The organism is Serratia sp. PAMC26656 (assembly GCF_016469055.2).
GTDB lineage: Bacteria > Pseudomonadota > Gammaproteobacteria > Enterobacterales > Enterobacteriaceae > Serratia > Serratia plymuthica.
This window is the reverse complement of sequence record NZ_CP150486.1, coordinates 3,330,611-3,343,085: the sequence shown is the minus strand read 5'-3', so window position 1 is coordinate 3,343,085 and position 12,475 is coordinate 3,330,611. Positions and strand designations below refer to the sequence as shown.

General features: G+C 56.0%; 12 protein-coding genes. 10 read left to right on the top strand and 2 right to left on the bottom strand.

Annotation, left to right across the window (positions count from 1 at the left end):
- The first annotated feature begins 196 nt into the window (after positions 1 to 196).
- On the top strand, positions 197 to 982 hold the full coding sequence (gene phoH / locus JEM67_RS16860) for a phosphate starvation-inducible protein PhoH (RefSeq protein ID WP_004945903.1): 786 nt from the start codon (positions 197 to 199) through the stop codon (positions 980 to 982).
- Positions 983 to 1,214: 232 nt separating this feature from the next.
- Complete coding sequence (lpxO, locus tag JEM67_RS16855) at positions 1,215 to 2,117, top strand: lipid A hydroxylase LpxO (RefSeq protein ID WP_199634848.1); 903 nt, start codon at positions 1,215 to 1,217, stop codon at positions 2,115 to 2,117.
- A 57-nt stretch (positions 2,118 to 2,174) separates the two neighbouring features.
- Here the strand turns inward: lpxO and chaA are convergent, their stop codons facing one another.
- Together chaA and JEM67_RS16845 are read right to left on the bottom strand one after the other, a co-directional pair.
- On the bottom strand, positions 2,175 to 3,275 hold the full coding sequence (chaA, locus tag JEM67_RS16850) for a sodium-potassium/proton antiporter ChaA (protein WP_004945895.1): 1,101 nt from the start codon (positions 3,273 to 3,275) through the stop codon (positions 2,175 to 2,177).
- Positions 3,276 to 3,647: 372 nt separating this feature from the next.
- Entirely contained in the window at positions 3,648 to 4,466 is an 819-nt protein-coding gene (locus JEM67_RS16845; protein WP_199634849.1) for a siderophore-interacting protein, read from the bottom strand.
- A gap of 129 nt (positions 4,467 to 4,595) precedes the next feature.
- On the opposite strand from JEM67_RS16845, the gene chaB reads away from it, so the two are divergent.
- The 8 genes from chaB to JEM67_RS16805 all read left to right on the top strand — a co-directional run bounded on the left by chaB (position 4,596) and on the right by JEM67_RS16805 (position 12,410).
- Entirely contained in the window at positions 4,596 to 4,823 is a 228-nt protein-coding gene (gene chaB / locus JEM67_RS16840) for a putative cation transport regulator ChaB (RefSeq protein WP_199634961.1), read from the top strand.
- Between the two features lie 261 nt (positions 4,824 to 5,084).
- Complete coding sequence (locus tag JEM67_RS16835) at positions 5,085 to 5,780, top strand: gamma-glutamylcyclotransferase (protein WP_199634850.1); 696 nt, start codon at positions 5,085 to 5,087, stop codon at positions 5,778 to 5,780.
- A gap of 301 nt (positions 5,781 to 6,081) precedes the next feature.
- Positions 6,082 to 7,035 carry an HTH-type transcriptional regulator Cbl gene (gene cbl, locus JEM67_RS16830; RefSeq protein WP_004945885.1) on the top strand — a complete coding sequence of 318 codons (954 nt, stop codon included), beginning with the start codon at positions 6,082 to 6,084 and terminating at the stop codon, positions 7,033 to 7,035.
- A gap of 388 nt (positions 7,036 to 7,423) precedes the next feature.
- On the top strand, positions 7,424 to 8,992 hold the full coding sequence (locus tag JEM67_RS16825; protein WP_199634851.1) for an ABC transporter substrate-binding protein: 1,569 nt from the start codon (positions 7,424 to 7,426) through the stop codon (positions 8,990 to 8,992).
- Positions 8,992 to 10,044: an ABC transporter permease gene (locus tag JEM67_RS16820; protein WP_199634852.1), complete on the top strand. Its 1,053-nt coding sequence runs from the start codon at positions 8,992 to 8,994 to the stop codon at positions 10,042 to 10,044. The genes JEM67_RS16825 and JEM67_RS16820 overlap by 1 nt, the downstream gene beginning before the upstream one ends.
- Positions 10,041 to 10,910: an ABC transporter permease gene (locus JEM67_RS16815; protein WP_199634853.1), complete on the top strand. Its 870-nt coding sequence runs from the start codon at positions 10,041 to 10,043 to the stop codon at positions 10,908 to 10,910. The genes JEM67_RS16820 and JEM67_RS16815 overlap by 4 nt, the downstream gene beginning before the upstream one ends.
- Positions 10,900 to 11,742, top strand: a complete 843-nt coding sequence (locus JEM67_RS16810) for an ABC transporter ATP-binding protein (RefSeq protein WP_199634854.1) — start codon at positions 10,900 to 10,902, stop codon at positions 11,740 to 11,742. Before JEM67_RS16815 ends, JEM67_RS16810 begins: the two co-directional genes overlap by 11 nt.
- Complete coding sequence (locus JEM67_RS16805) at positions 11,739 to 12,410, top strand: ABC transporter ATP-binding protein (protein WP_199634855.1); 672 nt, start codon at positions 11,739 to 11,741, stop codon at positions 12,408 to 12,410. Before JEM67_RS16810 ends, JEM67_RS16805 begins: the two co-directional genes overlap by 4 nt.
- Positions 12,411 to 12,475 lie beyond the last annotated feature (65 nt).

Below are 12,475 nucleotides of genomic sequence, written 5' to 3'. Positions count from 1 at the left end.
CTTGTCACTTTTTACTCCACAATTAATTACGCAATCGCGTTCTCCCGTGAAGAAACGGTGCGCTACAACGCCCGCGTATTCACTTCGTCTATTGGCTTTTATTGGCTCTGAAGGAAGCCAAAACCTAATCCGTGTGTGAAACATAATCGCGCGGCCAGGCCGCTGCGGTAGGTGAAACAAACTGTAAGGTGCCACTATGAGACAAAAAGCAGTGATCAAAGCACGTCGTGAAGCGAAACGCGTTATTCGTCGTGACGCTCGTAGTCATCGCCAGCTGGAAGAAGAGTCCGTAACCTCGCTGGTACAAATGGGTGGAGTTGAGTCTATCGGCATGGCGCGAGACAAGCGCGATAGCTCTCCCATCGAGGCTAGAACCGAAGCTCAGGGTCATTACTTAATCGCCATAGATAAAAAGCAGTTGATATTTGCCACCGGCGAAGCCGGCTGCGGCAAAACATTCATCAGCGCCGCGAAGGCGGCAGAAGCCCTTATACATAAAGAAGTGGATCGGATTATTGTTACGCGTCCGGTTTTACAGGCGGATGAAGACCTCGGTTTCTTGCCCGGGGATATTTCTGAGAAGTTCGCCCCTTATTTCCGCCCGGTGTATGACATTCTGGTGCGCCGCTTGGGATCGTCCTTTATGCAATACTGCCTACGCCCGGAAATCGGCAAGGTAGAGATCGCGCCTTTCGCCTACATGCGCGGGCGTACCTTCGAAAATGCGGTCGTTATCCTGGATGAAGCCCAGAACGTCACCGCCAGCCAGATGAAGATGTTCCTGACCCGTTTGGGTGAGAACGTAACGGTAATCGTCAATGGTGACGTAACCCAGTGCGATTTACCGCGCGGCGTGAAGTCCGGCCTCAGCGATGCGATGGAGCGCTTCGAAGAGGATGAAATGATCGGCATCATCCGCTTTGATAAACAAGACTGCGTCCGCTCCGCCCTGTGCCAGCGCACGCTCAACGCCTACAGTTAACCTGCCTACTACTACAAGGCCGCTTCGGCGGCCTTTTTTATTTCTGCCGGAAATCCACGCCTGTTTATCCTTTGTGTAAATTATTGTAGGTTTTTGTATGGATTTTCGTTGCATTAGCGTTAATGATTAATGGTGTTCCAAATTGGCGCCAGCCTTTACCTGGCAAACGGAAGTAGTTGCGTTGTGCGCCGGTTTGGCGCACAGGTGTTGGGCTTCTCACAGCGGTTCAGTCATGAAATATATTATTTTAATTTTATTTATTTTATGTGTGGTCTATATCCATTATCGCGGCCGGGTGCGTTATACCTTCTGGCGGCAGCTTTCCGATCATTCCACTTTTACCGCGCCACTGAACGTTTTTATGTATTTGTTCTCGCGCGCGCCGATAACGCCTTATCTGCAACCGGAGCAATTTCCCGAACTGGGGGTGCTGCGGGATAATTGGCAAACCATTCGCGACGAAGGGCAGCAGTTGATGGCGATCCAGCAAATTAAAGCGTCGGATCAATTCAACGATGCCGGCTTCAACTCGTTCTTCAAAACCGGTTGGAAGCGTTTTTATTTGAAATGGTATGAAGACAACCACCCGTCGGCGATGAGCCTGTGCCCTCAGACCACCGCGCTGCTGCGCAGCCTGCCTTCGGTCAAGGCGGCGATGTTTGCCGAACTGCCGGACGGCAGCCGCCTGCCGCGTCACCGTGACCCCTACGCCGGTTCGCTGCGTTACCATCTGGGGTTGATTACGCCCAATGACGATCGTTGTTTTATTGAAGTCGACGGTCAACGTTACAGCTGGCGTGACGGAGAAGGGGTGATGTTTGATGAAACCTATCTGCATTACGCCGAGAACCAGAGCGGGCAAAATCGGTTGATTCTGTTTTGCGATATCGAGCGGCCGATGCGTTATCGCTGGGCGCAGAGTATCAACCACTGGCTGGGGCGCAACCTGATGAGCGCGGCTACTGCGCCAAACGAAGAGGGCGATCGCACCGGCGGCGTTAATAAGTTGTTCAAGTATATTTATGCGGTGCGCAAAGTGGGGAAACGGCTAAAGGCGTGGAACCGCACCGGTTATTACATCATTAAATGGATTCTGTTTGGCGGGATCGCGGCGGGCATTTTCTTCGCGGTATAAATCCTGGCGGTACAAGGCGGTATAAGAAGAGGGGCGCAGAGTGCGCCCCTCGGTCATTCAGGAAAAGATGGTCATCATGTAGGCGGCAAACAGCGCCAGGTGCGCGGTACCGTTCAGCACGTTGGTGCGCCCGGTGGAGAACGACAGCTGGCACAGCAGCAAGACCGTCAACATCACCACGATATGCGGTGTCTGCAGGCCGAAGATCAGCGTCTGGCCGGTGAGGGTAGCGATGATGGTTACCGCCGGCACCGTCAGGGAAATGGTCGCCAATACCGAGCCGAAGAACAGGTTCATAGCGCGCTGCACCTGATTGTTCAACACGGCGCGCAGGGCGCCCAGACCTTCCGGCGACAGGATCAGCAGCGCCACCAGGAAGCCGGTAAACTGTGCTGGGGCGTTCACTTTGGTCAGCAAACCTTCCAGCGGGTTGGCGTTGAATTTGGTCACCGCGATCACGGCAATCAGATGCACGACCAGCCAGCCCGCATGCCAGGCGCTGCTGTGCGAGGAAGGCTTGCCGTGGTGCGGGTCACCGTCGTCATCTTCATGCTCGTACACGAACAGGCTCTGGTGGGTTTTGGTCTGGATCACCAGGAACACGCCATACATGGCGGCAGAAATCACCGCGACCAACAGTGCCTGACCGGTGCTGAAGTTACCGCCCGGCAGCGCACTCGGGAACACCAGAACGATGATCGCCAGCGGGAAAATCGCCATCAAATACTGTTTGATGCCGCCGAGGTTAACGTACTGGGTAGCGAATTTGCGCCCACCGAGCAGCAGCGCAACGCCTACCAGCCCGGCGGTGACGATCATGATGATGGAATAAAGCGTATCGCGCATCAGCGCAGGGGCCGCGTCGCCGGTAGCCATCAATGCTGAAATCAGGCTCACTTCCAGAATAACGACCGACAGGCTGAGGATCAGCGAGCCGTAGGGTTCCCCCAAACGATGAGCCAGCACGTCCGCATGGCGCACCACGCTAAAGGCGCTGCTGAGAATACCTATCAGGGCGATGATGTTAATGCCGACGATCAAAGGAAAGTTGCTGGTGCTGCCCCACAGATTCAGGACTACCAGGGCGGCGATCGGGAAAATCAGCGAGTACTCGGTGTGGCGGGATTTGGATCGGCCAGGATCGTGTTGCGACTTCATTTTGATGGTACTCCTTCTCAAACAGCGTGGACCCGTCATCGCTGACTGCCGCAGTACGGCAACTCGCGTATCCAGAATGTTTACCCGCCGCTTTTCACGCTGCCGCATTGTTGGCCGCAGCTTGAAATCCATTGGGCATATTTATATTTAATAATAATAGGATACACCCAGTGTCTTGTGTCGGGTAATGATGTGATGTTGTTTTACTTGAAAAAGCAATTGCTTGCTTTGTGTGACAAGGTTAACAAAAAAACCGCATGGGATGCGGTTTTATTTACTTACTTTTACGTAGTGGGATTAATTTTTCGCATCAATGGCGCGTAAATTGCAGTTATACACGCATTGCATGGTTAATAAAGGGAAAAATTCCCATTAGCCGTCAATATTATCCATGATTTCATGCCGTTTATTATGATAACCCTCTTCATTTAACCCCTCACGCCAGTAAGGTACGGCATAAAGCTGATTACGATCACATTGGCGATCGCGGCGCAGGTAGCGGCGCAGCTCAACCACCAGGCGATCTTCACCCGCTAGCCAGAACTGGGTTGCGGCCTGCGGCAAGGGCAATGCGCAAAACCGGGTTATCAGCTCCGGCGTTTTATCGGTGCCGCCGATAATCCAGCTCAGCTCGACACCGGCAGGTTTTTTCAGGCTGATAACGTCGGCGGCAGTATCCACGCGGATAAAAGCATGGCCTTCGCTGTTCGCCGGCAGCTGTTCCAGTAACGCCGCCAGCGCGGGTAAAGAGGAAGGATCGCCGGCCAGGCAGTAGAAATCGGCCGGCGGCAGCATCGGCTTGGGGCCACCAGGGTTGCTGATGCCAATTTTGTCGCCCGCTTTGGCCTGGCGCGCAAAGTTTACCGCCGGGCCGCTATGGTCGTGGATGGCGAATTCGATGTCGATCTCGGCCAGTTCCGGGCGCACGGCGCGCACCGAATAGGTGCGAATAATCGGGCGTACCGCGTCCGCTGCCCAAACCGGGCCGTTAGCGGTCAACGTTGGGAGATCCGGTTGCTGTTGGCCTGCGAGCGGCAGGAAAACCTTGATGTGCGCGGCAGCGGCTTGCGCCGGGTAATAGCGCAGGTCTGGCGCGCTAAAGGTGATGCGACGCAGGTGCGGCGTGATGTCACGGACAGCGGCGACTTCAATCAGGTAAGGCGCGCGTGAGCGGGGGGCATCGGTATTCACGGTGATCTCCTTATGTTCGTTTGGCGCCGAGTATATCATGTCATTTGATAATGAGAATCGTTTGCTGGTTGAGGCGGCAGGCGATATTGACTAGGCTTATAGATTAATACGTCGTTATGGAGAAAAATGATGCCGTACAACAGCAAGAGCGCCTTACCTGACAATGTGAAAAATGTGCTGCCGGATCATGCACAAGAGATCTATAAAGAAGCGTTTAACAGCGCCTGGGATCAATACCGTGATCCTGATGACCGCTGCGGCGATGACAGCCGCGAAGAAACGGCGCATAAAGTCGCCTGGGCGGCGGTAAAGCAGGTCTATCGCAAAGGCGACGACGACCATTGGCACAAAAAGTGACCTTAAAACCCGGCTGCGGGTGCCGGTAAAATCACAATATCTGCATAGCTACGCATACAATTAATATTATTGCTTCCGCGTACAAATACTTTTTCACTTTATCTACGTTTTGAAACTTGATTGCGGATCGAGAAAAGAATAAGGTCATTATTATCGTGGAGTGACTATTGAATTAATAAAATTCCGCATCCAAAAAATAAAAATTCCAGAGATCGCAGTGGCAAGGGAGTATGAGTAGCCTATTCCCAGGAGGTTGTTAAGATGTTAACGCGAGATTTTCTGCAAAAGGCAGATTGCAAAACAGCATTCGGCACAATTGAGGAGTCGCTGTTACTGACATCAGAGCAGCGTGCGGCCTCGCTGAGTTGTACTTTATCCCGTCGTCCAGATAACAGCCCGGTGTGGGTATTTGGCTATGGTTCACTGATGTGGAACCCGGTATTCGAATCCGACGAGGTGCGGCCAGCTACGTTGCAGGGGTGGCACCGTGCGTTTTGCCTGCGGTTAACCGCCGGACGCGGTACCCTGCATCAGCCTGGGCGCATGCTGGCGCTGAAAGAGGGCGGTCATACTACCGGGCTGGCGTTCCGCTTGCCGGAAGAGAAGCTGCGCGAAGAGCTGGAACTGCTGTGGAAACGCGAAATGGTGACCGATTGTTACCTGCCGACCTGGTGCGATCTCCAGCTTGCCGATGGCGAGGTGGTCACCGCGCTGGTATTCGTGATGAATCCGCAACACCCGCTGTTTGAAGAAGACACCAGCCACCAGGTGATAGCGCCTCTGATAGCCAGCGCCAGCGGGCCGTTGGGCACCAATGCTCAATACCTGTTTGCACTGGATAATGAGCTGAAAAACCACGGCATGAAGGACGACTGCATCGGCGATTTGGTCAACTATGTGCAGCAGTGGTTGCAACAGAATACGTCCGGCCCTATTGGCGGCGAAGCGATCGCCTGATTCTCTCTGCCGAAACATCCTTTCCAAACGGGCTCTGCATGCAGGGCCTTTTTATATATAACCAATGCCTATATTTAATAACTTTATTTCGCCGTAATATTTAATCCATAATAATTAAGTGGTTTTATATGTCGTTAATTTTAAAGGTGTTATTTATTTTCTCTTGAGGAAATAGTTAATTCACGGCCATGAAAAATCCACTTAGCATTAAAATGCATAAGTAAAGGTTATTTCTTATTTGTTCCCTCCTGCCAGACTCAGTATCACTGTTGTTAACACTATTGCTCGACAGGGGGAAGGGATGAACTTTCAACAACTAAAAATTATTCGTGAATCGGCGCGTTGCAACTACAACCTGACCGAGGTCGCCAACACGTTATTTACCTCGCAATCTGGGGTTAGCCGTCATATTCGTGAGCTGGAAGAAGAGCTGGGCATTGAGATATTTATCCGCCGCGGGAAGCGTTTATTGGGCATGACCGAACCGGGTAAAGAGTTGTTGGTGGTGGCTGAACGTATCCTGAATGATGCCAATAATATTCGCCGCCTGGCAGACGTATTCAGCAGCAACGACTCCGGTCAACTGCATATCGCTACGACTCATACTCAGGCACGTTACAGCCTGCCGGGGGTGATTAAAGAGTTCCGTGCGTTATATCCGCGGGTGAGAGTGGTGCTGAACCAAGGCAGCCCGGAGGAAATTGTCGCCATGCTGGCTTCCGGCGAAGCCGATATCGGTATTGCCAGCGAGCGGTTGATGAGCGACGAATCGTTGGCGGCGTTTCCCTACTACCGCTGGCATCACACCATACTGGTGCCGGAAGGGCATGAGTTGACGCGTCAGCCACAGGTCACGCTGGAGATGCTCAGCACGCTGCCGCTGATCACCTACCGGCAGGGCATTACCGGCCGCTCACGGCTGGATGCCGCCTTCAAGGCTGCAGGCCTGACGCCGGATATCGCTCTGAGCGCACAGGATTCCGACGTGATTAAAACCTATGTCGAGTTGGGGCTGGGGGTGGGCGTATTGGCGGATATGTCGTACGAGAAAGAGCGCGACCACGGCCTGGTCAGCCTTAATGCCGAGCACCTGTTCGAACCCAATACCGTGTGGTTGGGGTTGAAACGCAGCCAGTTACAACGTAACTATGCCTGGCGGTTTATCCAGCTGTGCAACCCGACGCTGTCACTGACCGAAATCAAGGACAAGGTGTTCTCCTCACAGTTGGATGCGGTGATCGACTACCAGATTTGACCCGACGAGGAACGTAAAAAGCCGGGCAGGTTGCCCGGCGATGGAGGAGCCTAAAGCTGCTTTTTCAATAGTTTTCTAACCAGACGGCGTTTGCATTTTTTCATTTGATCATCACGGGCCTTGATTGGCCGTACGCTAATCGCTGGCAAAGGGCAACGCAAAGCGTTGTTTGTGCAGATGCGAATCATCACGCAAGAGAAGTCATTAGCGACAAAATGTGCGCATGCCATTGCGGGCAACGCCGCAGAACTTAGCCTGCTTAATAATCAAAACCTCATCTATAGATATAAAAAGAATATCTATAGTTATTTAAGTACCTTCGCCTGCCGAATGCTCTCACTTACACTCGCGAAATTACTATAAATTCCATCCGCTTGGAGAGTTTCTGATGAAAGCGTTCGTTCCTTCTTTGCTATTTTTGGCCGTAGCGGCCAGTTTCAACACGCAGGCGGCGACTCCGGCGAATACGTTGGTGATTGCCCAGTCAATCGATGACGTTGTCAGCTTTGACCCTGCCCAGGGCTTTGAATTAACCACGGTGCAATCGTTCAACAGCCTGTATCAGCGTTTGATTCAGTCGGATCCGCAGAACCCTATCGACCTTAAGCCTACACTGGCCAGCGAATGGCAGGCGGGCAGCGATAACCGCAGCCTGACCTTCAGCCTGCGACCGGACGCCAAATTCTCCAGCGGCAACTCGTTGCGCCCGGAGGACGTGATCTTCTCGCTATCAAGGGTGGTGAAGCTGAACCTGGAACCGTCGTTTATCCTCACCCAACTGGGGTGGAACGCTAAAAACGTCGACCAGCACCTGAGCAAGGTGGACGACCACAAGGTGAAAATAAGCTGGAGCGAAAACGTCAGCCCGGCGTTCGTGCTCAGCCTGCTGTCGGCGCCGGTGTCGTCGATTGTCGATGCCAAAGAAGCGCTGGCGCACCAGCAGGGCGATGATTTGGGGCATCAGTGGCTGAACAGCCATTCCGCCGGCAGCGGCCCGTATAAAATCCGCACCTATGTGCCGCATGAAGTGGTGGTGCTGGATGCCAACCCGACCTCACCGGAAGGCGCGCCAACGCTGAAAACCGTCTTGATCAAGAACGTGCCGGATCCGGCTGCGCGTCGCTTGCTGCTGGAACAGGGCGATGCCGATATTGCGCGCAACCTGGGCGCAGACCAGATGGCGGCGCTGAAAGACAAGCCGGGCGTAAAACCACTGGCGATCCCGTACGCCTCACTCTACTTCTTGCAGTTCAATGCCAAGGCGTCGCCGGCACTGAGTAATCCGGCGTTCTGGGAAGCGGCACGTTGGCTGTTTGACTATAACGGCATTGCCAACGATCTGCTGAAAGGCCAGTTCCAGAACCACCAGGCTTTCCTGCCGGATGGGTATCTGGGTGCGCTGAAGGACCGGCCGTACAGTTTTAATCCGCAAAAAGCCAAAGAAATCCTGGCGAAGGCCGGCCTGAAAAACGTCAGCTTTAAGCTGGACGTCAACAACCAGCCGCCGTACCTGGATATCGCCCAGGCGTTGCAGGCCAGCTTCGCCCAGGGTGGCGTGAAAGTGGATCTGGTGCCGGGGCTTAGCGCTCAGGTGTCCACCAAGGTCAAAACTCTTAACTATGACGCGGTCCTGACCTCGTGGGGGCCGGATTATTTTGATCCGAACACCAACGCCGCCGCCTTCGCTTATAACCCGGAAGACGGCAGCAAAACCCTGGCCTGGCGCGCCAACTGGCAAATTCCTGCGCTGAATAAACTGACGCTGGCGGCCACGGCGGAGAATGACACCGCCAAACGGGTGGCGGATTACCAACAGTTGCAGAAATCCGTTCAGCAAAGCTCGCCATTTGTTATCGGTTTGCAGGCACGCAGCCTGATCGCCGTGCGTGACAATCTGAAAGGCTACGTGCAGGGCATCAACCCCGACATGGTGTTCTACAGCAAGGTCAGCAAGTAATGACAACCCGTTCTTCCTCTGCCGGGTTCGCCCGGCATAGCTGGCGCTGGGGCCGCAGGCTGTTGACCGGCGTGCTGTCCCTGGCGCTGACGCTGTTCGGCCTGTTGCTGTTCACCTTTATGCTCTCGCATCTGGCGCCGATCGACCCAACGTTGCAAATTGCCGGCGATCACGCCAGCGAAGCCACTTACGCCCAGGTGCGCCACGATTTGGGGCTGGATCAGCCGCTACCGGTGCAGTTCTGGCGCTATCTGGTGCATCTGGCGCACGGCGATATGGGAATATCCCGCATCACCTCGCAGCCGGTGCTGAGCGATCTGCTGCGCACCTTCCCGGCGACGGTAGAACTGGCCACCTGCGCCATTATCATCGGCGCCCTCGGCGGCATTACGCTGGCGTTTCTGGCGGTGATCAAACCGGGCAGTTGGCTGGATAACGCGGCGCGCCTGCTGTCGCTGATAGGCTATTCGGTACCGATCTTCTGGCTCAGCCTGCTGGGCCTGCTGCTGTTTTATGCCACGCTGCATTGGTCGGCGGGGCCGGGACGGCTGGATGATATCTACCTTTACAGCATGGAGCCGCGCAGCGGATTTGTGCTGATTGATAGCTGGCTGTCCGGCGATCGCGAGATGTTTTACAACGCCATCAGCCATCTGTGGCTGCCGGTGGTGGCGCTGGCGCTGCTGTCGATGGCGGGCATCACCCGGCTGCTGCGCGCGGCGATGCTGGAAGAGTGCAACAAAGAGTACGTCACTCTGGCGCGTTCCAAAGGCGCCAGCCGCGTGCGTATTCTGGTGCGTCACGTGTTTCCCAACGTGCTCGGCACGCTGATCACCGTTTTGTCGCTGTCCTACGCCAGCCTGCTCGAAGGCGCGGTACTGACCGAAACGGTGTTCGCCTGGCCGGGCGTCGGGCGTTATCTGACCACCGCGCTGTTTGCCGCCGATACGCCGGCCATTCTTGGCGCTACGCTGCTGATCGGCACTTGTTTCGTGGTGCTTAACGCACTGGCCGACGCACTGACTTATTTAGTGGACCCGCGAACCCGATGAGCCAATACCTTTCAGAACATGAGCCTCAGGGTGCACCTGCTACCGGCTACCGTTCACGCCGTCGGCTGACGACGTTGACGATTGGCGCGACGCTGGTGGCGATCCTGATCCTGACCGCGCTGTTGGCCCCGTGGCTGGCACCGTTCGACCCCAATCTGCAACATATCGAGTTGCGCTTGCTGCCGCCTTCTTCCGGCCATTGGCTGGGCACCGACGGTTTTGGTCGCGACTTGCTGTCGCGGGTGATTTACGGCGCTCGCCCGACGCTGATTCTGGTGTCCCTGATCCTGCTGCTGACCATTCCTATTGGCCTGCTGGTGGGCATCAGCGCCGGTTATCTCGGCGGCTGGGCGGAGCGTATTTTGATGCGCGTGACCGATATTTTTCTGTCGCTGCCCAGCCTGGTGATAGCGCTGGCGTTTGTCGCGGTGTTGGGCCCTGGGTTGATGAACGGCGCGCTGGCGTTGGCGTTGACCAGTTGGCCCGCTTTCGCTCGTCAGGCGCGGGCGGAAACCCTGGCATTACGTCGCAGCGACTATCTGGCGGCGGCGCGCATGCAGGGTATCGGCGGCCTGAGGTTGATGGTCGGCCATATTTTGCCACTGTGTCTGCCGAGCGCGGTCGTTCGCGCCGCGCTGAGCCTGGGCGGGATTATCCTGTCCGCCGCCGGTTTGGGTTTTCTCGGCATGGGCGTTGCGCCGCCGACTGCCGAATGGGGGTCAATGGTGGCCGAGGGCAGTAAAGTGATTTTCGATCAGTGGTGGGTTGCCGCCGTACCGGGCGGGGCGATCCTGTTCGCCAGCCTGGCTTTTAACCTGCTGGGCGATGGCCTGCGCGATAAAATGGATCCTCGTCATGGGCATTGATAACCGCTTATTAATCGCCGACCGATTGTCGGTGCTGCTGCCGGCACCACAGCCGGTTGCGCTGGTAAAAGAGATTTCTTTCAGTATGGGGCAGGAGCGGCTGGCGCTGGTCGGTGAATCCGGCTCCGGCAAATCCTTGACTGCCCGTGCGTTGATGGGGCTATTGCCCCCGCCGTTGCAAGTGCGGGCGCAGCGCCTGACGTTGGGCGGGGACGAACTTACGCGGCTGAACGAGCGCCAGTGGAACCGGCTGCGTGGTACAAAAGTGGCGATGGTGATGCAGGATCCCAAGCATGCGCTGAACCCCACCCAGCCGATAGGCAAGCAGGTGGAGGAGCCGCTGTTGCTGCACACTCGCCTGGACCGGGCCGAACGGCGGGAAAAGGTGCTGGACATGCTGGCGGCGGTAGGCTTGCCCGATCCGGCGGCGCTGCGTCAGCGCTACCCGCATCAGCTTTCCGGTGGCATGGGGCAGAGGGTGATGCTGGCGATTGCGCTGATTAACGATCCGCAGCTGTTGATTGCCGATGAACCGACTTCCGCGCTGGATCACCAGATGCGCGATCAGGTGTTGCAACTGATCGAAAATCTGGTGGAGCAGCGCAATATGGGGCTGATTCTGATTAGCCACGATTTGCAGCAGGTGGCGCACTACTGCGAACGGGTCCTGGTGATGTACAAGGGCGAACTGCTGGATCAGCTGCCCGCCGATCGGTTGGCCTCGGCCACGCATCCTTATACCCGCACGCTATGGTCGTGCCGGCCGAGCCGGGAAACCCACGGCAAACCCCTGCCGGTATTGGATCGCACGTTGCTGGAGGCGCTGAAATGAGCCTGATTACTCTGGAAAATCTCGGCGTCAGTCACCGTCAGGGCTATGAGCTGCGCAGGGTGGTGCATGACGTCAATCTGCATATCGAACAGGGTGAATGCTTCGGGCTGGTCGGCCCCTCAGGCTGCGGTAAATCCTCGCTGCTGTGGGTGCTGGCTGGGTTGAACGAGAACTGGAGCGGCGGTTTCCGGCTGTTGGGCCAGGATCTGAAGCCCGGTCGCCCGTTCACCGGCACGTTGCGGCGTGAGGTGCAGATGGTGTTTCAGGACCCTTATGCTTCGTTGCATCCCAAGCACCGGCTGTTGCGCACGCTGGCGGAGCCGTTGAAGTTGCTGAAAGAGCGCGATATCGAGCAGAAAATCAGCACCGGTTTTCGGCAGGTGGGGCTGGACCCGCGCTTGCTGGATCGCTATCCCCACCAGCTTTCCGGCGGCCAGCGCCAGCGGGTGGCGATAGTGCGGGCGCTGCTGCTGAAACCGAAACTGCTGCTGCTGGACGAGCCGACGTCGGCGCTGGACATGTCGGTACAGGCAGAAATCCTCAACCTGCTCAACGATCTGAAGCAGACGGGGGATCTGACCATGATCCTGGTCAGCCACGATGCCGACGTCATCGACCATATGTGCGATCGCTCGGTGGCGATGGCGCACGGCCGGCTGGTGAATTGAGGCAATACCCGCCGTGGCTCCGGCGGGTATATTCATCTGTGTAATAAATAAAGCAATTTATAGTC

Coding starts and splice junctions, on each gene's coding strand:
- phoH (WP_004945903.1), top strand. CDS start 197: ATGAGACAAAAAGCAGTGATCAAAGCACGTCGTGAAGCGAAACGCGTT.
- lpxO (WP_199634848.1), top strand. CDS start 1,215: ATGAAATATATTATTTTAATTTTATTTATTTTATGTGTGGTCTATATC.
- chaA (WP_004945895.1), bottom strand. CDS start 3,275: ATGAAGTCGCAACACGATCCTGGCCGATCCAAATCCCGCCACACCGAG.
- chaB (WP_199634961.1), top strand. CDS start 4,596: ATGCCGTACAACAGCAAGAGCGCCTTACCTGACAATGTGAAAAATGTG.
- JEM67_RS16835 (WP_199634850.1), top strand. CDS start 5,085: ATGTTAACGCGAGATTTTCTGCAAAAGGCAGATTGCAAAACAGCATTC.
- cbl (WP_004945885.1), top strand. CDS start 6,082: ATGAACTTTCAACAACTAAAAATTATTCGTGAATCGGCGCGTTGCAAC.
- JEM67_RS16825 (WP_199634851.1), top strand. CDS start 7,424: ATGAAAGCGTTCGTTCCTTCTTTGCTATTTTTGGCCGTAGCGGCCAGT.
- JEM67_RS16820 (WP_199634852.1), top strand. CDS start 8,992: ATGACAACCCGTTCTTCCTCTGCCGGGTTCGCCCGGCATAGCTGGCGC.
- JEM67_RS16815 (WP_199634853.1), top strand. CDS start 10,041: ATGAGCCAATACCTTTCAGAACATGAGCCTCAGGGTGCACCTGCTACC.
- JEM67_RS16810 (WP_199634854.1), top strand. CDS start 10,900: ATGGGCATTGATAACCGCTTATTAATCGCCGACCGATTGTCGGTGCTG.
- JEM67_RS16805 (WP_199634855.1), top strand. CDS start 11,739: ATGAGCCTGATTACTCTGGAAAATCTCGGCGTCAGTCACCGTCAGGGC.